General features: G+C 67.3%; 19 protein-coding genes. 12 read left to right on the forward strand and 7 right to left on the reverse strand.

All coding sequences use genetic code 11. From position 1 onward, the window contains the following. Positions 1 to 185: 185 nt before the first annotated feature. Complete coding sequence (locus AB1460_RS18160; RefSeq protein WP_368962730.1) at positions 186 to 329, forward strand: hypothetical protein; 144 nt, start codon at positions 186 to 188, stop codon at positions 327 to 329. Positions 330 to 454: 125 nt separating this feature from the next. On the opposite strand, the gene AB1460_RS18165 is transcribed toward AB1460_RS18160, so the two are convergent. The 5 genes from AB1460_RS18165 to AB1460_RS18185 all read right to left on the reverse strand — a co-directional run bounded on the left by AB1460_RS18165 (position 455) and on the right by AB1460_RS18185 (position 6,192). Further along, positions 455 to 1,648 (reverse strand): glycosyltransferase family 4 protein, encoded by a 1,194-nt coding sequence (locus AB1460_RS18165; protein ID WP_368962732.1) that lies wholly within the window; start codon positions 1,646 to 1,648, stop codon positions 455 to 457. 64 nt (positions 1,649 to 1,712) lie between these two features. After that, the gene (locus tag AB1460_RS18170; RefSeq protein WP_420497305.1) at positions 1,713 to 2,882 is read right to left on the reverse strand and encodes an ISAzo13 family transposase; all 1,170 of its coding nucleotides are present in this window, start codon (positions 2,880 to 2,882) and stop codon (positions 1,713 to 1,715) included. Positions 2,883 to 3,359: 477 nt separating this feature from the next. Beyond that, positions 3,360 to 4,400 (reverse strand): CgeB family protein, encoded by a 1,041-nt coding sequence (locus tag AB1460_RS18175; RefSeq protein ID WP_368962734.1) that lies wholly within the window; start codon positions 4,398 to 4,400, stop codon positions 3,360 to 3,362. Positions 4,401 to 4,483: 83 nt separating this feature from the next. After that, positions 4,484 to 5,404 (reverse strand): class I SAM-dependent methyltransferase, encoded by a 921-nt coding sequence (locus AB1460_RS18180; RefSeq protein ID WP_368962735.1) that lies wholly within the window; start codon positions 5,402 to 5,404, stop codon positions 4,484 to 4,486. A gap of 650 nt (positions 5,405 to 6,054) precedes the next feature. Beyond that, entirely contained in the window at positions 6,055 to 6,192 is a 138-nt protein-coding gene (locus AB1460_RS18185; protein WP_368962778.1) for an IS3 family transposase, read from the reverse strand. A 710-nt stretch (positions 6,193 to 6,902) separates the two neighbouring features. Between AB1460_RS18185 and AB1460_RS18190 the strand changes: the two genes are divergently transcribed. From AB1460_RS18190 to AB1460_RS18205, 4 genes are all read left to right on the forward strand, one after another. Next, positions 6,903 to 8,027: a glycosyltransferase family 4 protein gene (locus AB1460_RS18190; RefSeq protein WP_368962737.1), complete on the forward strand. Its 1,125-nt coding sequence runs from the start codon at positions 6,903 to 6,905 to the stop codon at positions 8,025 to 8,027. A 168-nt stretch (positions 8,028 to 8,195) separates the two neighbouring features. Beyond that, a complete protein-coding gene (locus tag AB1460_RS18195; protein ID WP_368962738.1) occupies positions 8,196 to 9,200 on the forward strand; it encodes a UDP-glucuronic acid decarboxylase family protein in 1,005 nt (334 codons plus the stop codon). Positions 9,201 to 9,414: 214 nt separating this feature from the next. Beyond that, positions 9,415 to 11,535 (forward strand): heparinase II/III domain-containing protein, encoded by a 2,121-nt coding sequence (locus tag AB1460_RS18200; protein ID WP_368962740.1) that lies wholly within the window; start codon positions 9,415 to 9,417, stop codon positions 11,533 to 11,535. Then, a complete protein-coding gene (locus AB1460_RS18205; protein ID WP_368962741.1) occupies positions 11,532 to 12,719 on the forward strand; it encodes a glycosyltransferase family 4 protein in 1,188 nt (395 codons plus the stop codon). The genes AB1460_RS18200 and AB1460_RS18205 overlap by 4 nt, the downstream gene beginning before the upstream one ends. Positions 12,720 to 12,749: 30 nt before the next feature. On the opposite strand, the gene AB1460_RS18210 is transcribed toward AB1460_RS18205, so the two are convergent. Beyond that, positions 12,750 to 13,988, reverse strand: a complete 1,239-nt coding sequence (locus AB1460_RS18210; RefSeq protein WP_420497306.1) for a DegT/DnrJ/EryC1/StrS family aminotransferase — start codon at positions 13,986 to 13,988, stop codon at positions 12,750 to 12,752. A 32-nt stretch (positions 13,989 to 14,020) separates the two neighbouring features. Further along, complete coding sequence (locus tag AB1460_RS18215) at positions 14,021 to 14,779, reverse strand: sugar transferase (protein WP_368962779.1); 759 nt, start codon at positions 14,777 to 14,779, stop codon at positions 14,021 to 14,023. A gap of 316 nt (positions 14,780 to 15,095) precedes the next feature. Here AB1460_RS18215 and AB1460_RS18220 point away from each other — a divergent pair, with 316 nt between their 5' ends. The 7 genes from AB1460_RS18220 (at position 15,096) to AB1460_RS18250 (ending at position 26,849) form a co-directional block, all read left to right on the forward strand. Then, a complete protein-coding gene (locus AB1460_RS18220; protein WP_368962743.1) occupies positions 15,096 to 15,755 on the forward strand; it encodes a NeuD/PglB/VioB family sugar acetyltransferase in 660 nt (219 codons plus the stop codon). Between the two features lie 170 nt (positions 15,756 to 15,925). After that, entirely contained in the window at positions 15,926 to 18,187 is a 2,262-nt protein-coding gene (locus AB1460_RS18225) for a bi-domain-containing oxidoreductase (RefSeq protein WP_368962745.1), read from the forward strand. Positions 18,188 to 18,325: 138 nt separating this feature from the next. Continuing rightward, positions 18,326 to 19,474 carry a GDP-mannose 4,6-dehydratase gene (gene gmd / locus AB1460_RS18230; protein WP_368962746.1) on the forward strand — a complete coding sequence of 383 codons (1,149 nt, stop codon included), beginning with the start codon at positions 18,326 to 18,328 and terminating at the stop codon, positions 19,472 to 19,474. Further along, a complete protein-coding gene (gene wecB / locus AB1460_RS18235) occupies positions 19,471 to 20,640 on the forward strand; it encodes a non-hydrolyzing UDP-N-acetylglucosamine 2-epimerase (protein WP_368962747.1) in 1,170 nt (389 codons plus the stop codon). The genes gmd and wecB overlap by 4 nt, the downstream gene beginning before the upstream one ends. A gap of 27 nt (positions 20,641 to 20,667) precedes the next feature. After that, positions 20,668 to 22,029 (forward strand): nucleotide sugar dehydrogenase, encoded by a 1,362-nt coding sequence (locus AB1460_RS18240; protein WP_368962748.1) that lies wholly within the window; start codon positions 20,668 to 20,670, stop codon positions 22,027 to 22,029. A 238-nt stretch (positions 22,030 to 22,267) separates the two neighbouring features. After that, positions 22,268 to 23,593 (forward strand): glycosyltransferase, encoded by a 1,326-nt coding sequence (locus AB1460_RS18245; RefSeq protein WP_368962750.1) that lies wholly within the window; start codon positions 22,268 to 22,270, stop codon positions 23,591 to 23,593. 472 nt (positions 23,594 to 24,065) lie between these two features. Beyond that, entirely contained in the window at positions 24,066 to 26,849 is a 2,784-nt protein-coding gene (locus AB1460_RS18250; protein ID WP_368962751.1) for an aconitate hydratase, read from the forward strand. Positions 26,850 to 26,928: the final 79 nt, after the last annotated feature.

Consider the following 26,928-nt stretch of genomic DNA (forward strand, 5'->3'; position numbering starts at 1 on the left):
CACCAGCAACGCCGCGCCCGCTACACCGCCTCCCGTTCCACCCGCCCCCAGTGGCTACCCACGGTTACCGCCCGTCCGAAGGTCGCGTAATCGGACCAACACAGATTCCGGTCAACTGCGAAGAGCCTGATATAGCCGCCGAAGTGTAAGCATCCGGACCTCCATGGAACCCGGGGCGGTTCAGTGTGTGCCTGCGCACCCTCACCGGCGCCCGGCAGTTCTGCGCGATCCGAAGCTACCTGTCCACCGCCACCAAACACGGGATTCCGCTGTTCCCCGCCCTCGTCCAACTCGCCGAGGGCCGCCCCTGGATGCCCGCCACCAGCTAACTAACGATCAAATCGGCACCTGACCAGTTACCCCGCTCCTTCATCGCATCAGAGGGCACTTCCGCGTTCAGGAACCCCAACGGTCAGCCATAAACGACGGTGCATCCAGGCTTAGTGGCGCGCCTTCATCGGCGCTTTCGGGCCGTCGCCACCTCGATTGTGGCAGCCTCGTACGCCTCGGCCGTCGCAGTGATCGAATACCGGTCGACTCGCTCCCGGATCCGTGCCGCCAGCTCCGGATCCATGAGGTTTTCCGTCGCCACGGCAAGTTTTTTCACCAGATCATCCGTGTCACCGGTGCGGAAGATGCCACCCAGTCCGGCAACCAGATCCGGCCCGCACCCGACACTGTCGCTTACCACAGGTAGCAAACCACAGGCCATGGCCTCGTTGACGACCAGACCCCACGGTTCGTGGGCCGACGGCAGAACTATTATGTCGCCTAGGCCATAGTAGGAAGCGATCTGTGACTGGTTTATAAATCCGACGCACTTGGCCGGCAGGCCACGGCATTCTTGCTCTATCTCGCCACGCATCGGGCCATCGCCTACTATGACAACTGCAATCTGATCGGACATCTCTCGGAGCGCGACCAGGATATCGAGCGGGCGCTTCCACTCCTGCAGCTTTCCGGAGAAGATGACGACCGGTCGATCTGTAGGAAGGCCCAGTTCCTTGAGTCGGGCGGTCCGACCAGTCCTGGCTACCGACGCAGTCGCGGAAAATCGCTCGTTGTCGACCGAGTAGGGCGCAAAGAACTGCCGCGGGACGGAAAATCTTCTATAGAAGGCCGAATTGAGCTGGCCGATTGCCAGCCCGGCTGCAGAGGAGCGTACCGATGCACTTGCGACCATGTCACGTAGTATCCCCTTCCAGCCGGTAACCGTGCAGTGCGGCCGGGCCTCCCCACGAAGAAGGTACGGCCGTCCGGTCGCACGGGCCAAAGCACTGCCAGTGAGCATCCACGGATTCGAATGACCGTGGATGACGACAACATCCTGCTCAAGCAGCCAGGCGAGAAGGTTCCGGGTGATTGCCCCGTTGCGCTTGCGACCGCCCTTCTCCGGGCGCAGGAACCGGTGGGAGTATCCGTTAAGGAGATCGATGTCCCAGGCGATGTCGATGCCGAACCCAAGGTCCCGATAGCGGAGTTCGTCCGCGGACGACAGGAATGCCACGTCCAATCGAACACGCTGGCGGCCGGCCAGATGCCGGTAGAGCGGAGCCTGATACTGAATTGGGTGGCTGGCAAGCACTCCTAGGCGGGGCGCCGCGATGTCGGCAGGGCTGTGCGGGGTGGCACCCCTGGATCTGACCATCTTTATTCCTTCGGAGCTGGGGGAAATCGGCTGGAGCCGTCAAGTCGGTGGTAAGAAGCCGTAATCAAACAGCCTCTTTTCTCGCCGGGAGGATCTTGCAGTTCAATTCGCCGTGGAATCTCTCGCGCTCTATCGGGATAGATTCGCGTTGAGTCTTGGTCACCTGGATCTTCATGGGGTAGTCCGCGGGATCGAGTTCGTAGCGCACGACGAGGCCGGTAGTGGTGGTCGTGTTCGCGATGAGAGTGACGATGGTGGCGTAGGTCGTCAGTGGTCGGCCGCACCAATTGATGCTGATCGGGGAGAACAACCGGTGCTCGATCTTGTTCCATTTACTGGTACCAGGCGGGAGGTGACAGACAAAGATCTCCAGACCAGACCTGGCGGCGAACACCGCCAACTCCAGATTCCACAGCCACAGCCGGTTTCCGTTCGACCCCCCGTAGCCCGCGGTAACCATCAGCCGGCGGGCGTTCGGATATTTCTTCCGACCCATCTTCTCCCACCACCTGCTGATCGAGGCGACAGCGAACCGCGACGTGTCGTGGTCAATCCCGACCGACACCCAGGAAGAGTCGTCGGCAAGATCGTAAACGCTGTAAGAAATTGCCTTCCCGTCGGCCAGATGCGGGAAGTCGTAGGCGTTCACCTCGGCTGGCTGGCCCTTCGGGTGCCACTCGCGGCCGTCCTGCTCGAAGGCTCCGACCAGCTCCTTCTTCTTCGTGTCGACGCTGACCACCGGGTCGCCGGCCGCGAGGAAGGCCGCCGCGAGGTCGTAGATGTGGCGGAACTGGGCATCTCCGCCGGGATGGCTGCCGCCTTCCTTCGTCTTACGCGTGCCCTGCAGGCTGAAACCCATCCCATGTAGCACCTTGGAGACTACTGTGTGGCTGACCGGAAAGCTCAGCGAGGCCATCTCGTCGGCGAGCTTGCGGGTCGATTTCGTCGTCCAGCGCAGCGGCGACTCCAGGTCGTCGCGACTTTCCAGTTCGATCGGCGTGTCGAGCGCCTCGACGATCCCCGGCTGGGAGGTCTCGACCTTTTTGCGGCCACCGCCCGGCACCTGTACCCGCCCACCCTTGATGATGTTTGGGTCGTCGAGTTCGTCTATCCCGCAAGGGATCGTCTCGCGCGCGATACCGGTCGCCAGATTCACCGCCGCGATACCGCCATGCCCCCACGCCGCGTAGCCTAGCCGTTTAATCACAGTAGAGATCCAAGGCAAGATCGACAGGAGAAATTATTTAATTTCGCCTTCTAATGCGTCGGCCTCGACGGCAGTCGGAACCCGATTCATCGAAGGGAAATGCTAGTGGGAGGGCGCCTACCGCGATCGTCTGGGGCCGAGATGGGCGTACGTCGGCTGACTGTCATCGGTAACCGAATGCCAGCCAGCCAGTTTGTCGATATCCAGATCAGGTACAAACAAGGGGATCGACTCGGACACCGCGGACCCAGGCTTCACGGACCCAGGCTTCACATGCCAGCCGCTGCGGTTGGATGTCCCCTGGGACGGAACCGCCGGTAACAGCCGCTCGGTCGGTACCGTCTTCGCGGACAAGCCTACCGGAAGATCGGATCGGAAACTATGCGGCGCAAGCCACCATGATGGTGGGGGAACAGGCCCATCGGCCGAGATGAATCGTTATAGGGGACCGGCCATTCGAAACCTGCTGCGTGCTGGATCGCCTTTGGTATGCCATGAACTGGCTCAGATCGCTATTTCCAGAAGGCGGGAAAGGCGTTGTGCATACGAGTGGTCACGATGGCTGCGCAGAGCTGCGGCATCGCCGATGTCTCGCGCGGCCGCCCTGTCCTTCAAGCAGAACTGAATTTTTTCCATCAGCTCGCCGAAGGAACTGAACGCCAAGACCTCCTTATCTTCCTCGAATAGATCCGAAAGAACTTCACGGCGTTCACACAGAACTGCGGCGCCACAGCCTGCTGCCTCGAACAACCGGCAGTTCACGCTATTCATCTCGGCTGGGTGGAGGGCATTCAGCACAGCGCTGGCACCTCGGTACACCGCAGCCTTCTCCTGTCGGGAGATATAGCGTCCCGCATGGTGCTCCGTGATCCTAGGATCATGAATCCAAGGAGGAATCGGAGGCCCGTAGATCCGCACATCGATATCGCGGTTAAGTAGCTCGTTCACAAGCCGGATGCGAGCGCCGTACACATTGCCCGCGACGACGACGCTGGGGGTCTCGGGTACGCTCGTAGGTGGATAGTGCCAAGCCGGATTGCAGGCCTCTGGCAGGTACCACACCGGCAGCTGCAAAACATGGGAGAGCCGTTCGACGAGGATCGGATCCTTGAAGAACAGGGCATCATAGTCACCAAGCAGCATGTACTGCCTGCCCAGGGTTCCCACGGCGTCCGGGAACCACAGGCATACTCGCACTCCCCGGCGTTTTATCTCCCGTACTGTCTCCGGCAACAGGGAAGCATCGATTGATATGACCAGATCGAGATTCTCCTGCTCGATCCTGGCCAACAACCGACGCTGATACGCACGGTCAATCTGTTCGAAAGCGCCGCGGGCTGCTCGGAGGGGACGACTTAGCCTGGGATTCCGGACAGATAGTCGCGCAGGACCCAGAGCAATAGCGCGAACACCGAGCTCAGGAAGGCAATGCGCGATATTCGTGGCGAAATCGTCGGCACCAGTCGGCCCGACGACACCAACCCTGAGGCCTTCTCTATCCGGCGGCACGCCGCCAGCATCGGACACGGCGACTCTGCTGATCATATGCACTTCCCCTTCCAGCCATGAAAGTCGTGATCCTCGGTCGGTCGATATTGGCAGCGGCCGGCAGCAACCGAGACTAATTTTCAGCAGTCTTCTGGGTACCCGGAACGAGTAGGTTCGCCAGCCTGATCTACATGTGACGTAGCAGTCCAGAACGCGGACTTCGATCGACTTCCGCCGCCCTGGCGGGAAGGCTCGGCGTCGAACCTCGGGCGATTTACGGGTACGGGCGTGCTTGCCACGACGAGCATGTTCTGCGTTACTACATGACCGCGAGGGCTCCCGGTCTCCACGCCCAGAGCGGCTTTGTAGAGAATGCTGAGAATTCTCCAGAGCAGCCACCGTGCCCTACTTGCCGCGCCGTGGACAAATGGCTCGCAAGGCCGGACATCGATGTTCACGAAGCCAGTCACCCGCAGCGCCTGACGAATACTGCGAGGGGTAAAGCATGTCTCATGGGTCAGATCACCGAACTGAAAGTTTCCAGCGAATGGGCTGACGCCGTTGGGGGTACGAGCCAGCAGTGTCCCACCTGGTCGGAGTGCCCTCGAGATCAGACCGAGAGTGTTCAGGACACTATCCCGATCGAGATGCTCAAGTAGATCCACCGCGATCAGCACGTCCAGTTCGGCGTCCATTCCCTCGAGAGCTGTCTCAAGGTCTCCGTGCTGGACGTTCAGAACGCCGGCCCTGTGGGCGGCTGCTACCTGTTCTGGACTAATATCGACGCCGCGTGCATTCCGGTAGCCGGCACGCACGAGTTCGGAGACCATCGCGCCCTGCCCGCAACCGACATCGAGAACCAGGGCGGCTTGGTCGGCCGGTAGGTGAGGCAGCACATCACGCTGGAAGGCAAGGTTGGCCGCCGCCTGACTGCCGTATCCGCTGTGGGTCGAGGTGTAACGATTATAAAGTCGTTCCCGTCCGGTGACCAGCGGATCACATCTGGCGCTCGGATGGTCAGTCGGGACCGGCTGGACCGCGATATCGGCAGTTCTCTGCATCACTCCTCGTTCCGGACGGCGCGGTGGAGGCGCTTGCTATCATGTAGTCGTTGGCGCGATTCGGTCGGCAGACCACGGGCACAGTCTGCTCGGTGTTGTGTCAGGAGGACTGATAGCCCGCCGGCTGCTGTCTCGACAGCGGGGAGACGTCAGGGCCGGTGCTGCACGCGACGCCCTCGTGCCTACGCGGACCCCGGGAGTCGAGCTTTTGCCCGCCTCAGATAGAGAACCGAAGGCGACGAGTGACACCTGCTCTACCAGTTTCTTTTCATCGCAGTTGTCATCGCAACGTCGATCCTCCGAGGCGGCGGGGCTGCGCCGCTCAAGCTGAATGATTTTACGGTTACGGCCTTTAGCGACTGATCCTATTCGGCTCCTGGTTGCAGGCCGACTCTCGGTACCTACTCGGCGTGTCGCCTCCACTGCGATGCGTCGCAGTGTCTGACGAGGACCCTTCTGTAATCATGCGGTGGGTACTTCTCTGACATTGAGGTTCTCCTTCGTGCCTCGGGCGCATTGCCGTGGACTGGGTGGATCGGGTCGCTGACCGGTCGCGTGCCTACGCCACGGGCGGCGAGTGCCCGGGCTCTGGGTGCTCTGGATCGGGTGCGCGGGGGTGTCAAGTACGGGGTTTGACGGAGGCTCGGTTGTCACGCACCGGAGGGCTGCCGGGCGTTCTCGATCTTGTTCTGGGTGGCCGTGTAGTCGGCCTCGTACTCCGCGGGCGGGACCATGCTGATCTCCCCGTGGAGCCTCCGGTGGTTGTACCAGTCGATGTACTCCGCGATGCGACCTCAAGATCGGCGTGCCCCGCCCACGGGCCTCTGCGACGGATCAGTTCGGCCTTGAACAGCGGGTTGAACGCCTCGGCCAGGAGCTCGGTGTACCGGACTGAACCGACCCGACCCGTCCGCCGGCTTCGTGCTGGCCTGGTCCCGGTGGCGCCGCCACCAGTCACGCGCACAAGCCAGCCACTGTCGCGGCCAAGCCGCAGTACTCCAACTCAACTGATCACAAAAGTCGGGTCGGAGTATCAGTGGGCGGGCGCCTGCTCCGACAAGCGATTGCCCGGCGGCCGAGATGGATACTCTGGGCGACGACGCAGGTGGATCCGACCAGGACATTCGGGGCGCTGATGCCGGCGACGGGATGGATGAGAGCCGGCGCCAGCACCGGGGATGAAAACGTGTATCACCATGCTGATCCAACGGAATTTGCGGATAGCTGGGCGCTACCGCAGTATCAGCCGCGGACGCTCGAGAAGTCTGTACGACCCGGAAGCAGAAATATGCAGAATGGCTTGTCGTATTCAGATGTCGGCTGGTTGGTTCGGGTGGTTACTATCGTTCGGCTTGCTGCCGCCGGTAGGGCTGACGACGCGCCGATACGACTCGAGAAGCCTTCGGGGGAGGGGTGGATCACTAGAGTTCGGTTCATGTCTCGATCTGCCTCGCACCGCCTAGAGCAGTTGAGGGCTCCAGCCCCGGTTCCTTGTCGGGTGCTGCTCCTCGCGCCGTCTGAGGGCCTTGGCGGCGGCATTGAACGGTATCTTTCAACAATAGAGGATTTCCTGCGCTACGGAGGCGCCGATGTGCACCGCGTAGACATGGTTCGTCCGGGAAGAACCCTCAACGCAGCCTGCAGAAGCGGCTTCGCCGCGCGGGCACTGCGGATCGGACGGAGCCTGGATCGAGTCGACTGTGTTGTGGCTGGCCACCGAAATCTCATCCCTTTGGCCGCAGCGGTCGCCGGAGTGACCGGTGCGAGGCTGGCACCCGTCCTGTTCTACGGGAATGACATCTGGGAGCTTGGGTTGATCCACCGCAACCTACTGGCCCGGACCCCATCGCTGTTCCCGCTCACAATCAGCTCCTACAGTGCCGGGGCGCTGTCCACGGTCGGGATCGCGCCAATCCTTCCTCCGGGTATCGCGCCTGCCTGGCGCTCGACGCTGATCGAGGAGGGGAGAAATCGTGCACCGTCTGCGCGTATCCCGACCGTATTGAGCGTGTTTCGGTTGCCTGCGTGGGAGGGGAAAGGTCTCCCCGTACTGGTCGATGCGCTCGCCGCAGTACGTCGAGAAATCGGTCCGGTTCGCCTCGTGGTCGCGGGCCACGGCCCAGCGCCCAACGCGCTGAAAGATTTCGCGTCCTCCCAGCCGGGGCTGGAGATTTACGAGAACCCCGACGACCAGATGCTCGCAAGACTGTACGCGACGGCAGACCTGTTTACGTTGTGTACCCGGATCGTACGGCCAAACATCGGGGAAGGCTACGGCATTGTTCTACTCGAAGCACAGCTGACTGGCTGCCCGGTGGTCGGTCCCGCATCTGGAGGTTCTTACGACGCCTACCAGGAGGGGATAACGGGTGTGACACCAGCCAGTGAGTCAGCCGACGCGCTTGCCGATACCTTGTTGGATCTGTTTGCCGATCGGAACAGGCTCGCTCAGATGGGCGGCCGTGCCGTCGAATGGGCTGCGGCCGTGACAGATCCAGATGCGTATCTGAGAAAGGTCTTCTCGTTGTTGACGGGAACACGACCCGCTGTGGCTGAATTTCCGAGGATACCCCAGCAGCGTACTTATCCGAAGGCTCGCGCAGGCGCGCCGGTTCGGTCATAGCCGGATGGGATTTTGGGTGACGTCACGTCATGGACTCGATCAGGTGGCGGGCCCGGTTACGTGGGTTGGCCAGGCGACAGTGAATCCACAGAATATCTATGGGCGGAGGTCGACCCAACCGTTCGGGCGGCTGAGGTGGCCTCGCCAAACCGGGAGAGAGAGTCTACCGTGCGTATCGTGGTGACCGGCGGTGCCGGATTCCTCGGCAGCCATCTGTGTGACCGCCTGCTGTCAGGTGGCCATGAGGTTTTGTGTGTCGACAACCTTCTGACCGGAAGACGGTCGAATATTGCCCATATTCTTGATCATCCACGCTTCGAGTTCCAGGAACGTGATATCACGGAGTCTGTCGAGATGGGCCGCGCAGTGGATGCTGTTCTCCACTTCGCCTCACCGGCCTCACCGGTCGACTACAGCCGTTTTTCGCTGGAGACACTCAGGGTTGGCTCACTGGGCACCATGCGCATGCTCGAGTTGGCAGATCACCACAGGGCCCGTTTCGTGCTGGCTTCGACTTCAGAGGTCTACGGCGACCCGATGGTACATCCGCAGAAGGAAACATACTGGGGCAACGTAAATCCGATTGGCCCACGGAGCATGTACGACGAGGCGAAGAGGTACGCGGAGGCGCTGGTAAGCGCTCACCGGATTAAGCGCGAGACGAACACCGGCATCGCACGTATCTTCAACACCTACGGGCCTCGGATGCGTCCGAATGATGGACGGGCGATTCCGACGTTTATCACGCAGGCGTTGAGCGGAGATCCGGTAACGGTTTCCGGTGACGGCCTGCAAACGCGTTCAGTGTGTTATGTAGACGATCTCGTCGAAGGCATCGTGAAACTTCTGGTCAGCGGGGTGGCCGGGCCGGTGAATATCGGCAACCCGCACGAGATGAGTGTCCTGGACTTGGCGCTGCTAACCATCGATCTGTGTGATGCCGAAGTTCCGATCATCTTCACACCACGGCCCGGCGACGACCCGACTGTTCGACAACCAGACATTACCCGTGCGCGCGAAGAGATCGGTTGGAACCCGACAGTAGACATACGAAGCGGGCTTATCCGGACCATCGAATGGTTTCGTACCGAACTCATCAAGACGCCCACACCGCCGGCAGTGGTGCCCTCCCCTCGACCGGGACAAGACCGACCCACGCGAGCCTCGCACTGACAGCAACCGCGGGTGGCGGGGGGACCGCGGCGAGCAGGTGCCGGCCGCCGGTGTCGCCGTTCCGGCAGCCGTTATGGCTTCGTCCGGGCAGACGCGCGGTGGCGGGCGTTTGGATGCCACGGGCGGCCCCCGTGCGTCGGGCGACCTGTAAGAAGGTGCGTGACGCGACGTCTCGCCGGGATCCGTCTCGCAGGCTGTCACCTAGAGTTGTTATATGAACTCGGAAAGTGGCATTCATGGTTTCAGGGACTCCGATCACGGCGGCCCGCCCGACCGGCGGGCCGGGGAGCTGGTGCGCTTCGCGGCCCGCATCCTGCGTACCGCCGCCGTGGACGTCGCCGCGCTGGGAGGTGGCACGGTGCCGCGTGCGGCATACGAGCTCTCTAAAAGGGCCGGGGGGCACGCCGTGGTCTTCGGCGGGCTCGAGCGGCTCCCACGGCGGGCCCGCGGTATGCGGCCACTCGGCCTGCCCCAGGTAGGCGCCGCCACCTCCGCTGGAGGTCCCGTCGCCGTTAGCTCCGCAGCGGGGGCCACGTATGCCGCGGACGAAGCCAAAGGACTCGTGCGACTCTTCGGCCGACGAGTGGACCTCGGCCCGAGGACGGACTGGCACGCCATCCTCGACCAGCCGGGAAGGTGGCCGGCAACTCACTGGTGGCGGGTTGACATCCGCACGGAGGCGAGGCCGGGGGACGTCAAGTGGGCCTGGGAACTGGGGCGGATGCGCCACCTCGTGCTGCTCGCGAGAGCGGTCGCCCGCACCGCCGCCGACGACCAGGTGGCGCTTGACCGGCTGCGCGCCGAGCTCGACTCGTGGTTCGGCCAAAACCCGCCGGAGCGGGGAGTCCACTGGTACTCGAACCTGGAGATCGCGTTGCGTGCCTTCGCGTTCGCGCAGATATACGAGCTGGTTGGCGACGTGCTCGGAGAACAGGTGGGCGAGCGGATGGAGCGGGAACTCCGCCATGCCCGACGCCACCTGCTCGCGGATCTTCCGTACACAGCGAGCAGTATGCGGAACAACCACTGGCTTGGCGACAGCCTCGGGCTGTTGATTCTCGACCGGGTCCTGCCCGCGGACCGCCTCTCCCCGGCGTGTCGACGGCTGGCTCGAGCGCTGTTCGACGCGCAGCTCCGCCGGCAGGTGCGACCGGACGGCTCCATGATCGAGAACTCGCTCTCCTACCATCGCTTCGTCATCGAGATGCTGGCCGTGCGGGTGCTCGTCGACCCGACCGAGCAGGTACGTGAGGCGTTGGTGCGCTCGGCGCAGTTCCTGAGCCGGCTCGGCGTCTTTGAGGGGCCGCTACCCCAGTTCGGCGACTGGGACGAAGGACGTCTGCTGTGCACGACCGGCGATCCGGGCGAGATCGCGGGTTCGGCCGCCGTGGCTCTGGCGGTCGGCGGTAGCGGCACTTCGGCCGAGTGGCGGGCTGAGTACGAGGAATGCCTCTGGTACGCGGCACCAGGCATCCCGGTCCGACCCGATCCGGCGGAGCGGGACGGCCATGATGTCGGCGGAGGCATTGCGCGTGCCGCGCGCGGAGAGTGGACCTCGTGGCTGAAGGTCGGCTCCGGTCCCTCCCACGGGCACGCCGACCTCGGCTCCACCTGCGTTCTGCACGACGGGCACTGGGTGGTGGGGGACCCGGGCACCGGCACGTACAACGGGGCTCTGGCGCAGCGTAACGGGCTGCGGGCGTCGGCCGCTCACAGCGTCCTACGGCTGGCCGGAGAGGATCAGCTCGTCCCACACCGGGTCTTCCGCTGGGGACACAGCGCCGAGGGCCGGATCGGGCCACCGCTGGCCATCGGGCCCGCGGTCGTGAGCTGGGGGGTTCATGACGCGTACCGTCGCCTGCGGCCGCCCCGGCGGGTCGCCCGGGTTGTCGTGACGAGCCCGGACGGCGTGGCCTGCGCGGACTTCGTGGAGGGCCCGCCCGGCCTGGAATGGCGGCTCACCCTGCCACTGGCCCCCGAGTCCGAGGTGGATCTTGGCTCCTCGACGCTGCGGACCGGCGGCGGCACAATCTTGCGCCTCAAGGCGCCGGGCGGCGTGCGGACGGTCCGCGGGATGAGTGAGCCCTGGTCCGGATGGTGGAGCCGGACGTACGGCGCGGTGGAACCCGCGACGTGGGTGTGTCTGGCCGGGCGGGTCGAGGGACCTGTGGTCTGGACAGCGCACTCCGGGGTGCATCCGCCCGCGACGCGCACCGGCGGCGAACTATCGCTGGGAGCAACCACACTGATCATCGAGTGGGCCGGCCCTGAGGTTCGGCTGGTGGCACGCGGCGAGCAGGAGGAGACGGCGTCCATCCGGGAGGTGCGGGCATGAGAACCCTGTTGGTGTACAATCACTTCGCCGCCCCGAGGGGTGCGCCGGGCGGAACCCGTCACGTCGAGATCGTCGGCCGGCTGACGGGATGGCGGACCACGATCCTGGCGGCTGACCGGAACTACGTCACCCGGGACGTCCTGCGAGTCTCGTCGGCGGAGTACCGGACGGTCCGGACGACGCCGTATGCCGGCAACGGTGCGAGCCGAATCGTCAACTGGCTCTCGTACGCGGTCAGTGCCTTCGTGGCTGGGATGCGGCACGGTCGTCCCGACATCGTGTATGCGTCGTCACCGCACCTGCTCGCCGGTCTCACGGGATGGGCGGTGGCGCGGCTGCGCCGGGCGACCTTCGTGCTGGAGATCCGGGACCTGTGGCCTCGGGTGCTCGTAGAGATGGGCCAGCTCCGCGCGGACTCGTTGGTACACCGAGTGCTGCGCGCGGTAGAGATTTTCCTCTACCGACACGCCGACGCCGTGGTGGTGCTGGCCGACGGAGTTGGCCATGTACTGGAGAGCGCGGAGCATGTGCCGGCAGAACGGATCGTTTGCATCCCGAACGGGGCCGATCCCGCCGACTTCGATCCACCGGCGGCACGGGAGCACCTGCGGCGGGAGTTCGGACTGTCCGGATACGTGGTCGCGTACACGGGCGCGCACGGACCCGCGAACGGCCTCGACCTGGTGCTGGACGCGGCGGAGAAACTCGGGAACGAGCTGCCGGAGGTGCGATTCCTGCTGGTCGGTGACGGAGCGGTGAAGGCGGCGCTGATAGCGGACGCGCAGGCGCGGCACCTCGACAACGTTCTCTTCCACGATGCGATCGCCAAGGACCGCATGCCCGCCCTGCTCGGTGCGGTCGACGCTGGCCTGCACGTGCTCGCGGATGTCGAACTGTTCCGCTACGGCGTGAGCCCGAACAAGCTGTTCGACTACATGGCCGCGGGGCTTCCGGTCATCACGAACACGCCCGGAGATGTGTCGGACATCGTGAACGAGGCCGGGGCGGGGCTGTGCTGCCAGCCGGACGGCATCGCCGACGCGGTGCGGGAGCTGGTGGCCGCGGGGCCGCGGCGGCGGGCGGACTGGGGGGCGGCCGGGCGCGACTACATGAGTCGAACCCGGTCACGCACCGCCCTCGGGGGGCGCCTGCAAGAGCTGCTTGACAGCCTGGTCCGATCCTGATCGGCGGACGGGCCGGAACACGTGGTTCGGTCAGGCTGACGCGGTGGAGAGGACCTTCTCCACCGCGTCAGCGGTGTCCCGCATGTCGTCCAGGGTGAGCGTGGGATGCACGAGGAACGCGAGGGAGGTGTCCGCGAGTCGTGCCGCGACGGGCAGCCGGCCCCCCGCCGGCCGCGGTCCGCAGGCGAAGGCCAGTTCGCGGTAGACCTCGCCGCAGCTGCCGACGGAGCAGGGAATGCCCTCCGCTCGGATCGCGCGGAGCACCTGCTCCCTGTCCCACCCCGGGCGCAGGGCCTGCGGGCGGAGGTAGGCGTAGGCGCGGTAATAGGACGCGTGAACAGCCGGGGAGTCGGGGGGGACGGGCACCCTCAGCTGGGGCACCCGTCCCAGCTGTCGCAGCAGCGCGCCGGCGTTCTCCCGGCGGCGTCGTACGAACTCCGGCAGGTGCCGCAGCGCGACGCGTCCCGCCGCAGCGGCGAGCTCGTGCATGCGCGCGTTCGTCCCGATGGAGTTGTGCATCCACCGGAACCCTGCCCCGTCATGGGGAGTGGCGAGAAGGTCGGGGTCCTTGCCATGGTCCTTGTAGGACCAGACGCTTTTCCACACGGCCCGGTCGGAGGTCGTCACGAACCCGCCCTCCCCGGCGGTAGTCAGGATCTTGTCCTGGCAGAATGACCAGGCGGCGACGTCGCCAAGAGTCCCCACCGGCTTGCCGTGGTAGCACGCTCCGTGTGCCTGTGCGCAGTCCTCGATGACAGCCAGTCCGGTCTCCCGTGCCAACCGTATAAGCGGGTCCATGTCGACCGGCCACCCACCGAGGTGGACCGCGATGACGCCACGGGTGCGATCGGTGATCGCGGCGCGGACGGTGTCCGCGGTCAGGTTCCCCGAGTCGGGATCGACATCGGCGAAGACAGGTCGGGCGCCGGAGGTGACGACGCTGCTCGCCGACGCCATGAAGGTCCTGCTCGGCACGACGACCTCGTCACCTGGCCCGATGCCGAGCGCGCGCAGCGCGAGCTCCAGGGCGACGGTGCCGTTGGCGATCGCGATCCCGTGGTCGGCCCGCACCGCGGCGGCGAACTCGCGTTCGAAGGCGCGGCCCTGCTCACCGGTCCAGTAGTTGACGCGACCGCTGCGGAGAGCATCCGCAACCGCCAGGACCTCGTCGGGGGAGAAATGCGGCCAGCCTGGTAGCGGGCTTGATCTGACGGGAATTCCACCGTCGATCGCCAGCGCCTGCGACGTGTGAAGGAGAGGTGACACGATATCTCCGTTCGGGGTTCACCGCTGACTTGGGATCATACGGACGCCCGGTCTCCGGCCGGAAGGGCGTCGATGTTGTTCGAGTCAGGATTCCGGATATCAAGATTATGTGCGTCGTCCTCGCGGACGTCCCGCTCGCGCGCGTCATCCTCTCCGACATCGAGGTCCCGATTCACACCCCCCGCGCCGTAGGTACCGCCCCCGAACAGGACAATTCTCGCCGTCCGCAGAATGATCGCGAGATCCAGGCGGATCGAATGGTGGTCTACGTACCAGATGTCGAGTTCGATGCGACGCGACCATGGAATACTGTTCCGTCCGTTGACCTGGGCCCAGCCGGCGATGCCTGGCAGAACGGACAGACGACGGAGCTGGCGCGGGGTGTACCGCTCCACCTGGCTGCGGACGGTGGGCCGGGGTCCGACCAGACTCATGTCGCCGCGCAGGACGTTGAGTAGTTGCGGGAGCTCGTCCAGGCTTGTCTGACGCAGCAGCTTGCCGACGCGGGTGATGCGCGGATCGCCGCGGTAGGTGGCCAGCCCGGCGCCCCGGACCTCGGCGTCCGGGATCATTGTCCGGTACTTGAGGATCGTGAAGGGTCTTCCGTGCTCGCCGATCCGTTCCTGGCGGAAAAGCACGGGACCGCCGCCCTCGGCCCGGATCGCCGCCGCCGCGAGCAGGATGACGGGGGATCCGACAGCCAGGCCGGCAAGCGCCCCGGAGATGTCGATGAAGCGCTTCGCCCGGCGGTCCCGACGTTCGCAGCGATCGCAGCCAGCGGTCCCCGAGCCCAGCTCCGCTGTGGTCCGCTGGTATCTCGCCGCGATCGACTCCCGTGGAACGCTTCTCGGTGGTGGTTCGTGCGGGCTGCTCTCCCGTTGTTGTGGTAGGGACCAGGCTGGAGTTCTGACGCCGGCATCGGATGCGTTCCGAGGGTCACCGTGGCGCTCGCTCTGCTGGTCAGGGCGGCGGGGCTGGTCGGGCGTTGGGAGAGATCGGTGGCGATTTTCCCCTGAATAAGTAAGACCATTGATCGCTTTCACGGACCATGATGTTACAGAGGGTAGTGATCATGTCTCGGAGTGACACGGGAGTGGGGGTGGTCGAGGAATGAAGAGGCTGGTCATCGTCGGCGGCGGCGGGCACGGCCGGGAACTCCTGGAGCTGGTCGAAGCGGTGAACGGGGCCCAGCCTCGGTACCGCCTCCTCGGCGTCCTCGACGACGCCATGCCCGACGCGGACCTTCTCGCGGCTTTCGGCACTCGTCACCTTGGCCCGGTGCACCTGCTGCGCGAGCTGGACGCGGAGTACGCCATCGGCGTCGGCTCGCCGGACGTCCGGGCGGCGATCGATAGTGCTGCGACCGGCTGGGGGTGTGACCCGGCGACGCTTGTCCATCCGCGTGCCGTGGTGGGGGGCGGTGTCGTGCTGGGGCCGGGTGCCGTCGTCTGTGCACTGGCCAGCATCACCACCAACGTCCGGACCGGCCGGCACGCGCATCTCAACATCGCGGCGACCATCGCACACGACTGCCGGCTCGGTGACTACACCACGCTCGCTCCTGGCGCCCGGCTCAGCGGAGCCGTCACGCTTGGTGATCGTGTGACTGTGGGGACTGGTGCGGTCGTGATCCAGGGCCTCAGGATCGGGGCGGGCACGACCGTGGGCGCGGGGGCGGTGGTGGTTCGGGACCTGCCCGCCGAGGTGGTTGCCGTCGGCGTGCCCGCCCGTCCCCGCCTGCCGGCGACTGGGTCGGCGGGAACGGTCTGACGGCTGCAACGGTGTGCGCCGGTCGTGTGGCGTCATGGCTGTCGTCGTTCGGTGACACAGCGCGAGCAACCTAGCGGGTTAGATGCAGTAATTCGATTACACTCCGTGTCGTCACGCTGTGATCGACGGTAGCGCGGTCCGGCACCGATCATCGACGACGCGGAGGTTTGATGAGACAGGCGGTGCAGCCGGTCGGTGGTGGTGAGGTTCGGGTCGTCGATGTGCCGTGCCCGTTCATCGGCCCGACCGAGGTGCTGGTCAGGACCACGGCCACCATCGTTTCCGCCGGCACCGAGCGGGCGGTGACGAAGCTCGCGCAGGCTGGCCTGTTGGCCAAGGCGAGGGCGCGCCCCGATCTGGTCCGGCGGGTGGCCGAGAAGGCGCGGGCGGACGGCGTGATGGACGCGGTCCGGTCCGTGCGCAGTCGGCTGGCGACCGACATGCCCCTGGGTTACAGCGGGGCCGGTCAGGTCGTCGAGGTGGGGCTCGCCGTGGACGGCATCCGTCCAGGTGACTTGGTCGCCACAGGCGGCGGCGGCTGGGCGAATCATGCCGAGTTCCAGGCGGTTCCCGGTCTGCTCTGCGCGCGGGTGCCGGACGAGGTCCATGCGGCCGACGCGGCGTTCGCGACCATCGCCTCCATCGCGCTGCACGGGCTTCGCCTCGCGGAGGTGGGCCCCGGCTCGAAGGTGGTTGTCGTCGGCCTGGGACTCGTCGGGCAGCTCGCCGCGCGCCTCGCTATGGCCAGCGGATGCGACGTCGCCGGTGTGGATCTCGCCGACCTCCCGCTTAGTGTCGCCACTGCCACGGGGGTGTTGGCGCTGCGTGAGTCGGGGGAGGCGACCACCGCCGCGATACGGGAGTGGAGCCGAGGCCGTGGCGCGGACGCGGTTCTTGTGTGCGCGGCCGGCAGCGCCGGTGAACCGGTCATGCGGGCCACCGGTTTCGCGCGGGACCGGGGCCAGATCGTCGTGGTCGGGGACGTTCCGCTGAGCCTTGATCGAGGCCCTTTCTACGAGAAGGAACTGTCCCTGCACTTCGCCCGCTCCTACGGTCCGGGCCGGTACGAACGCGGCTATGAGGAGTGGGGGGTCGACTACCCGGCGGGCCAGGTTCGCTGGACGGAGGGGCGCAACCAGGAGGCGGTGCTCGACCTGCTCGCCGCGGGCCGGTTCCAGGTCAGCGACCTGGTGACGCACACCTTCCCGATTGCCCAGGCTGGCGCTGCGTACGACCTCGTCGCCTCCCGCCGCGAGCCCTATCTGGCCATTCGCTTCGACTACCCGCCATCGCAGCCGGACCCGGCTGGCCGCCTGCCCTCGGCACGGGGCGCCACTGCGCGGCGGGAGGTGGCCCACGGGCGGCGCGGTGACCGCGTCGGCTGGATCGGCGCGGGGAACTTCTCCGGCTCGGTTCTGCTCCCGGCCTTTCGGGCTGCCGGATTCGATCAGTTCATCAGCGTCGCGTCCGCCAGCGGCCGGTCGGCTGGTGCCTTCGCCGAGCGGCACGGCTTTGCGGGCGCCGCCGCCAGTGTCGACGAACTACTCGACGACGACGACGTCGACGTCGTGGTGATCGCGACGCCGCACTCCACCCACGCCCGGCTGGCGGCCGCCGCGCTCGCCCGGGGACGGCATGTGTGGTGCGAGAAACCCCTGGCTCTCGACCTGGCCGAGCTGGAGACCGTCGAACAAGCCGCGGCCGCAGGCGGCGGGGTTCTCATGGTGGGGCTCAACCGCAGGTACTCCCCTGCTGTCGTCGAGGCGCGCCGACGCGTCGCCGAACGTGACGGTCCGATGAGCATCGTCTACCGGGTCGCGGCCGGGCCGGTGCCGACAGACCACTGGTACAGCGACCGAGCCGAGGGCGGGCGGTTGCTGGGGGAGGTCTGCCATTTCGTCGACACCTGCGCGGCGCTGGCGGACAGCCGAGTCGAGGCGGTCACCGCACTGCCGGGACGCGTGGGTGAGGCACTGCTCGCAGACGAGCTCGCCGTGACGCTCCGCCACGTCAACGGCACCCTCTCCACCATCGCCTACAGCTCGGCCCGGCCCAGGTCCTGTCGGAAGGAGGCGCTCGAGGCGCTCACCGGCCGGCATCATCTTCGGATCGACGACTTCCGGGAGCTGCTGATCGACGGTGACTCGGTCTGGAAGGGCGCGCAGGACAAGGGCCACCGCGCCGCGGTCCGGGCCTTCCTGCGGATGTGTCGCGGCGGTCCTGCCGATGTGACAGCGGACCTGATCGCGTCGTCGCGCGCGGTGCTGGCCGCGGCCGCCGCGCTGGGGACGGGAGGCACCGTGCCCGTGCCCGGCGTCCCGGTGGCCGGCGCGGAACCGGCTGACATCGTCGGCGTGCCGGCACCGCGGGTGGACGTGCCCGGCGCTCGGCCGACGTTTGCGCTCCGACCCGGGGACACGGACCCGGCCTGACGGCCGGTGGCACGGGGGCGCAGCCTTCTCCGCGACCGGACCGCGCTGACCTGATGTCCGGACGAACTCAGGGCTGCAACGAGTCCGCAAGTATCAGAGGGCATCCCGGCCGGACCGGGAAGTGACAGGAGGATGATCGTGCGTCGTGCGCTGATTACGGGAATCACCGGCCAGGATGGCTTGTATCTGGGTGAGCTGCTGGTGGGGCGGGGTTACGAGGTGTTCGGGCTGGTGCGCGGGCAGTCGAACCCGAAGGTGGCCACGGTGGAGCGGCTGGTGCCGGGGGTGGTGCTGTTGGAGGGTGATCTGACGGATCTTCCGTCGTTGATCGGCGCGGTGGAGATCTCGCAGCCGGACGAGGTGTACAACCTGGGTGCGATCTCGTTTGTGGGGCTGTCGTGGAAGCAGGCGGAGCTGACGGGCGAGACGACGGGGATGGGGGTGTTGCGGGTTCTGGAGGCGCTGCGGATCGCGGGGGGTAATGATCTGTCGCGGGTGCGGTTCTACCAGGCTTCGTCGTCGGAGATGTTCGGGAAGGTGCGGGAGATGCCGCAGCGGGAGACGACGCCGTTTCATCCGCGTTCGCCGTACGGGGTGGCGAAGACGTTCGGGCACTATCTGACGGTGAACTACCGGGAGTCGTACGGTCTGTTCGCTTGTTCGGGTCTGCTGTTCAATCACGAGTCGCCGCGGCGGGGGATCGAGTTCGTGACGCGGAAGATTTCGCGGGCGGTGGCGCGGATTTCGTTGGGGTTGCAGGAGTCGGTGTCGCTGGGGAATCTTGAGTCGCGGCGGGACTGGGGTTTTGCGGGGGATTATGTGGATGCGATGTGGCGGATGCTGCAGCAGGATTCGCCGGATGACTTCGTGGTGGCCACGGGGGAGACGCACAGTATTCGTGAGCTGTTGGACGTGGCGTTCGCGCGGGTGGGGATCGAGGACTGGTCGGGGTATGTGCGGGTTGATCCGCGGTTCGTCCGGCCGGCAGAGGTGGATGTGCTGGTGGGGGATGCGTCGAAGGCCCGTGAGGTGCTGGGGTGGAAGCCGCGGGTGGGTTTTCGGGAGCTGGTGGAGATGATGGTGGACGCAGACCTCGCCGCCGAGCGGGCCGAGGCGTCGCGGGCTGACCAGGACGGACTTGGCGGCGCGGAGCGCCTGGCCGGTTCGACCGACCTGGCCGCCCCGGTCGGCCCGGCTGGCTCGGGCCGACCGGGCGCGCCGCAGGTGCCGGCCGTGCGCCGGGCGTCCGAGGACGGGCTGGAGCGCAACGGCACGGCCGCCTCGTGACCCCGTCAGGCCCGCACGCGGTCGTCGTCGCCGGGGCCCGGCCGAACTTCATCAAGGTGAAGCCGGTGCTCGACGCGCTGGCGGCGGCCGGCGTGCGGACCACGCTGGTCCACACCGGGCAGCACTACGACGACGCGATGAGCGGGGTCTTCTTCGCCGACCTGGGCCTGCGTCGGCCGGATCACCACCTGGAGGCCGGGTCCGGCTCCCACGCGGTGCAGACCGCCGCGGTGATGACCGCCTTCGAGCCGCTGCTGGGTGAGCTGGCCCCCGACGTCGTCGTGGTGGTCGGTGATGTGAACTCGACGCTCGCCTGTGCGCTGGTGGCGGCGAAGTCGGCCGTCCCGGTGGCGCATGTGGAGGCGGGCCTGCGCAGCGGTGACCGCGCCATGCCCGAGGAGATCAACCGGATCGTCACCGACCGGCTTTCCGACCTGCTGTTCGCGCCCAGCCCCGAGGGCGTCGACCATCTGCTCGCCGAGGGTGCGCGGCCGGAGGACGTGCACCTCGTCGGCAACGTCATGGTCGACACGCTGCTGGCCTGCCGAGAGCGAGCCCACGCGCGGCCCACCCTGGCCGAGCTGGGCCTGAGGCCTGGTGGATACGGCCTGGTGACGCTGCACCGGCCGAGCAATGTCGACGACCCCGCGGTGCTGGACGGCCTGCTCGCGGCACTGGGGGAGATCGCCGACCGCTGCCCGCTGGTGTTCCCGGTCCATCCGCGGACCGCCGGGCGACTGGCCGGGCGGCTCCCGGCCGGGGTACGCGCGCTCGGGCCGGCCGGCTATCTCGACTGTGTCGCCCTGCAGATGGGCGCGCGGCTGGTGCTGACCGACTCCGGCGGGGTGCAGGAGGAGTCGACGGTGCTCGGTGTGCCCTGCCTGACATTGCGGGAGAGCACCGAGCGTCCGATAACGGTGACTGAGGGTACCAATCGTGTGGTGGGCTGTTCGCCGGCCGCGATCGTCTCCGCCGCGGTCGAATGGCTTGACAGTCCGCCGCCGCCACGGCGTCCCGCGCTGTGGGACGGGCGTGCCGGTGAGCGGATCGCCGCGGTCCTGGTGCGCAGTCTCGGTCGCCGGCACGACGGGCAGCTGTCCTCAACCAGGGTCCCGGCAAGCCGGCCGATAGCGGAGCGTGACACGAACCCCTCGATGCGTAGCTGAGAGTAGTTGTTGCGTCACACTGTGGCTATGACTTCTTCGGGAAAGCTGGTGGTGGTAGGTCAGGGGTATGTCGGCCTCCCGCTTGCGATGCGGGCGGTCGAGAACGGATGGCAGGTGGTGGGCGTCGACGTCGACGCCCGGAGGGTCAAACGGCTGGCGGCCGGCGAGTCCTATGTCGAGGACATCCCGGACCGCCAGCTCCGCGCCGCGCTCGACTCCGGCCGGTACGAGGCAACGGTCGACTACGCCGCCGCCGCGGCCTTCGACGTCGCGGTGGTCACCGTGCCGACCCCGCTGTGGGAGGCCGCGCCCGACCTCAGTTTCGTGATTGACGCCGCACGGAGCCTGGCGCCGTTGGTGACGCCCGGCGCGACAATTGTGCTGGAGTCGACCACCTACCCGGGCACGACGGAGGAGCTTTTCGGGCCGTTGCTGGAGGAGGGGTCCGGCCTGAGCGTCGGCAGCGACTTCCGGCTCGGATACTCGCCGGAACGCATTGATCCGGGAAACCGGACCTGGCGGCTGGACAACACGCCGAAAATCGTCTCCGGCGTGGACGCGCACTCGCTCGCGGCGGTCACGGCGTTCTACGACTCGCTGGTGGAGCGGACCGTTCCGGTCGCCTCGACCAGGACCGCGGAGCTCACCAAACTGCTGGAGAACACCTTCCGGCACGTCAACATCGCCCTGGTCAACGAGCTCGCCATGTTCGCCCACGAGCTCGGCGCGGACGTCTGGGAAGCGATTGAAGCGGCCTCGACCAAACCGTTCGGCTTCATGCCCTTCCGGCCGGGGCCCGGGGTGGGAGGGCACTGTCTGCCCATCGATCCGTCGTACCTGTCCTGGCGCGTCCGGTCCCGTCTCGGGCGCAGTTTCCGGTTTGTCGAACTGGCGAACGATATCAATGACCATATGCCGGACCATGTCGTGGGCAGGGTCACCGACATTCTCAACCGGCAGGGCTGCGCCGTCCGCGGCAGCCGCGTTCTGCTGCTCGGCCTGGCTTACAAGAAGAACACCGGTGACTGCAGGGAGTCGCCGGCGACAAGGGTGGCCGCCCGGCTGGCTGATCTCGGCGCCGAGGTGCGCGCGGCCGATCCTCATGTGGACGCCGCGCATGTCCCGGGGCGGATCGCGCTTGTCGATGCCGACGCCACCCAGACCGCTGCGGCCGACCTGGTGGTGGTGCTGGTCGACCATGATGCCTTCAGCCGGGAGATCGTCCTCCGCCACGCCGGAGCCGTCCTGGACACCCGGTGCTGGCTGCGGGCGGAGTCGGCGCAGGAGTCGGTGCCGGTGCCGACTCCGACGTCACCATCGGCACCGGCCGGTGCCGGTGTTCCTCGGCAGCGTTCCCGTTCGGGGCCGGTGCTCGTCGAGTCCCTGTGACCGCGGTGGTCGGCGACGCCCCGCCTTTCCGTTCGACCTCCCCAGTGTCCTGACTCTATGTAGTAGAACTCTCTCTGTGTGTTGGAGAAGGTTGCCGGATGTCTGACTGGGAAGCTCAAGGTCTGGTGGCGCGCACGTGTGGTAAACGATTCGGCGGCAGACCGGCAGGTGGCATGCGAATGGGTGGCAGGGGCACGGCAGCGGGCCGGCGCAGGAACTCGACCGGTCTGGTCGATCGGTGACGGCCGGACACACGGTGGGCGGCGAGCAGGCCACCGGACCGGCCGTCACCGACAGCCCCGGGCTCGGTCAGGCCGCCGGGGACCCCGGCCGGGTCGACCGTTCCCGAGGGACAGAGAATCGCCGGGAGTCGGCGGCGACAGCCTCGGCCCGACCCGGCCGCACCAGCCCGGTGACGGTACTCGAAGTGCTCCCGCAGATGGACCGGGCGGGGGAGACGATCCGCGCGGTCAACCTCCTGCGGCGGCTGGACCCGGCCGAGTACCGGCTGCTGTTCTGCGTCACCTCCGCCCACCACGGCTCGATGGACGAGGAGATCCGGGCGCTCGGCGGCGAGGTCTACCACTGCCCCGCCGGCCCGCGGTTCCCACTCGCCTTTCACCGGCTGCTGCGCGAGGTCCGGCCGGACCTCGTTCACGCGGGCGTGGGGGCCTTCTCCGGAATCGTGCTCGCGGTGGCCCGGGCGGCCGGGGTGCGGCGGCGGGTCGCGCACTTCTTCACCACCACCGACCGGCGTGGCGACACCGTCAGCGGGCGCCTGCGGCGCACCTCCGGCCGGGTGCTGCTGGATGCCTTCGCCACTGACCTGCTCGCGGTCAGCGAGGCGGCCATGCGCGGCCAGTGGCGCGAGAGCTGGCGCCTGGACTCCCGGTGCCGCGTTATCTACAACGGTGTCGAGCTGGAACCGTTCGGTGTGGCCATCGCGGGCCAGCGTCCCATGCCGTCCCTCCCCGAACTGGACGAGTTCGGCGACGTCGTGACGCAGCCGTTGACCGTCCTGCACATCGCCCGTCCGGACCCGGTGAAGAACCGGTCCCGCGCGGTCGAGATCGTCGCGGCGATGTGCACCCGCGGTTTCGACGCCCGGCTGCGGGTCGTCGGGCGGCAGTCCGAGGAGGAGACCAAGGGGCTGCTGACGCTCGCTCGCGGGCTGGGCGTGTCCGACCGTGTCGAGTTCCTCGGGGAGCGCGGCGACGTCCCGAAGCTCCTGGTCAACTCGTCGCTGCTGTTGGTGACCTCGCTGCGCGAGGGGTTGCCGAGTGTGGTGCTCGAGGCCTGTGCCGTCGGTACCCCGGTGCTGTCGTCCGACCTGCCGGGCGTGGCGGAGATCGCCCGGGTGCTGCCCGGGATCACCATGCTGCCCCTGAGTACCCCGAACGAGATCTGGGCCAGCACCGCGGCCGATCTCGCGATCGTGCCGCCCACTCTGGACGAGCGTCGGGAGGCGATGCGCCGGCTGCGGCGCTCGCCGTTCACGATGGAGAACTGGCAGCGCGACATCACCGCCGTCTGGTCGCAGCCGCAGCCGCAGGCGCAGCCGTAGCGGGTAGCGGTAGCCGTGGCCCTCCCGCGGTCGTAGCGTGGCCGTTGGCGGCCGGTGGCCTGCCCCCGACCCCGTCCAAGGTGGACCCGGCCGGGGTGGGACATCCCACCTCGTGCCGGGGTGCGTTCGGCGCGTGCCGGCAGGATGCCGAACGTCCCGTGCGGCCCGGCCGGTGGGCACGAGGTGCACGTCCGGACGGACCACCTGATATTTTTAGCGTTGCTAACTAAATGGTGGCGCGGATGGCAGGGACCGTTTGCCGGTGTCCGGGAGGCGATGGTCACACCCGCAGCGGCCCTTGCTTGAGAGCTACCAGCCGCTCTGTCCGTCGCTGTCACCCCTGGGAGTGCCAGGATGGGGCGAGAGGTGGTCGACCGTGACGAACTCAGGGTCGGGCATCTGTGATCGCTGCTGGTGTCGAACCTCCCCGCCGACGAGAGGTGGGTGAGGTGACGAGGAGGAGACGAAGGCCATGGACAGCTTCGGCAGCACCGGCAGACTCGCGGTAGGTGATCGTACCTACACGATCAGGCGGTTGGACGCGGTGCCCGGGGCGGACCGCCTGCCGTACAGCCTCCGTGTTCTGCTCGAGAACCTGCTGCGCACCGAGGACGGCGCCAACATCACGGCCGACCACGTGCGCGCGCTCGCCGCCTGGGACCCGGCCGCGGAGCCGAGCCAGGAGATCCAGTTCACCCCGGCCCGGGTGATCATGCAGGACTTCACCGGCGTGCCCTGTGTCGTCGACCTCGCCGCGATGCGCGAGGCCGTCGTCGCACTGGGCGGCGACTCGTCGAAGATCAACCCGCTGGCTCCGGCCGAGATGGTGATCGACCACTCGATCATCGCCGACCACTTCGGCCGGCCGGACGCGTTCGAGCTCAACGCGACCCTGGAGTTCCAGCGCAACCGCGAGCGCTACCAGTTCCTGCGCTGGGGCCAGGCGGCGTTCGACAACTTCACCGTGGTGCCGCCGAACACCGGCATCGTGCACCAGGTCAACGTCGAGCACCTCGCCCGCGTCGTCTTCACGAAGGAGACCGCCGAGGGCACCCTGGCCTACCCCGACACCCTCGTCGGGACGGACAGCCACACCACGATGATCAACGGTCTCGGTGTGCTCGGCTGGGGCGTCGGTGGCATCGAGGCCGAGGCCGCGATGCTCGGCCAGCCGGTCAGCATGCTGATCCCGACCGTCGTCGGCTTCAAGCTCACCGGCGAGATGCCCCCCGGCACCACCGCCACCGACATGGTGCTCACCATCACCGAGCAGCTGCGCAAGCACGGCGTCGTCGGCCGGTTCGTCGAGTTCTACGGCGAGGGCGTGGCGAACGTCCCGCTGGCGAACCGCACCACCATCGGCAACATGAGCCCCGAGTACGGCTCCACCTGCGCGATCTTCCCGATCGACGCCGAGACCCTGTCCTACCTGCGTCTCACCGGCCGGCCCGACGAGCTCGTCGCGCTGGTCGAGGCGTACGCCAAGGAGCAGGGCCTGTGGCACGACCCGAGCCACGAGGCGAAGTACACGACCACCCTCGAGCTCGACCTCTCGACGGTCGTCCCGTCCCTGGCCGGGCCGAAGCGCCCGCAGGACCGGGTGCCGCTGTCCGTCGCGAAGCCCTCGTTCCGCAAGGCGCTCGCCGACTACGCGAAGCCGACCACGCTGGTGGACGGCGGCGCGGACGCGGCTGACGCCGAGTCCTTCCCGGCCTCCGACCCGGCCGCGGCGTTCGCCGACAAGCCGTCGGACGCGCCGGTCTCGGCCAACGGGGTCGCCGGTGACGTCAGCGGACGTCCGTCCAACCCGACGCGCGTGACCCTGGCCGACGGCACCACCTTCGAGATCGACCACGGGGCGGTCGCGATCGCGGCGATCACCTCCTGCACCAACACGTCGAACCCGCAGGTCATGCTGGGCGCTGCGCTGCTCGCGCGGAACGCCGTGGAGAAGGGCCTGACCCGCAAGCCGTGGGTGAAGACCACCTTGGCTCCCGGTTCCAAGGTGGTCATGGACTACTACGAGCGGGCCGGCCTCGTCCCCTACCTGGAGAAGGTCGGATTCAACCTGGTGGGCTACGGCTGCACCACCTGCATCGGTAACTCGGGCCCCCTCGACGGAGAGATCTCCGCCGCGATCAACGGCGCCGACCTGGCCGTGACCAGCGTGCTGTCGGGCAACCGGAACTTCGAGGGCCGGATCAGCCCGGACATCAAGATGAACTACCTGGCGTCCCCGCCGCTGGTCGTCGCCTACGCGCTGGCCGGCACGATGGACATCAACCTCGACACCGACCCGCTGGGCACCGACACCGCCGGCGAGCCGGTGTACCTGCGCGACATCTGGCCGAGTGAGGCCGAGGTCGCCGAGGTCGTGAGCAGCTCGATCGCCTCCAAGATGTTCGAGGACGGCTACGGCGACCTCTCCGGCGACGCCCGCTGGCAGGCCCTGCCGATCGGTGACGGCGGCGAGGTCTCCCAGACCTTCGACTGGGTCGAGGACTCCACCTACGTCCGCCACCCCCCGTACTTCGAGGGGATGACCGCCAAGCCGGCGCCGCGCACCGACATCAACGGTGCCCGGGTGCTGGCCTACCTGGGGGACTCGGTCACCACCGACCACATCTCCCCGGCCAGCTCCATCAAGAAGGACTCCCCGGCCGGGCGGTACCTCACCGAGCACGGGGTGGCCCCGGCCGACTTCAACTCCTACGGGTCGCGCCGCGGCAACCACGAGGTGATGATCCGGGGGACGTTCGCCAACATCCGGCTGCGCAACAAGCTGGTGCCCGGCGTCGAGGGCGGCGTCACCCGCCACCTGCCCGACGGCGAGCAGCTGGCGATCTACGACGCCGCCCAGAAGTACGCGGCCGACGGTGTGCCGCTGGTGGTCCTCGCCGGCAAGGAGTACGGCTCCGGCTCGTCCCGGGACTGGGCGGCGAAGGGGACCGCCCTGCTGGGCGTGCGGGCGGTCATCGCCGAGTCCTACGAGCGGATCCACCGCTCCAACCTGATCGGGATGGGCGTCCTGCCGCTGCAGTTCCCGGTCGGGCAGTCCGCGGAGTCGCTCGGGCTCACCGGTGAGGAGACCTTCACCATCACCGGCCTGGCCGACATCGACGAGAAGACCCCCACCATCACCGTGGCCGCGGGGGACATCTCGTTCGAGGCCGTGGTGCGTATCGACACCCCCGGCGAGGCGGAGTACTACCGCCACGGCGGGATCCTGCTCTACGTCCTGCGCTCGCTGATCTGAGTCGCGTGCCGGGTGTGGCCCGGGGAGGCCCGATCAGGCCTCCCCGGGCCCACTCCGGCCCGACCGGGCGGCGGCGCCG

The sequence above is a fragment of the Parafrankia sp. FMc2 genome (genome assembly GCF_041008525.1).
Taxonomy (GTDB): Bacteria; Actinomycetota; Actinomycetes; order Frankiales; family Frankiaceae; genus Parafrankia.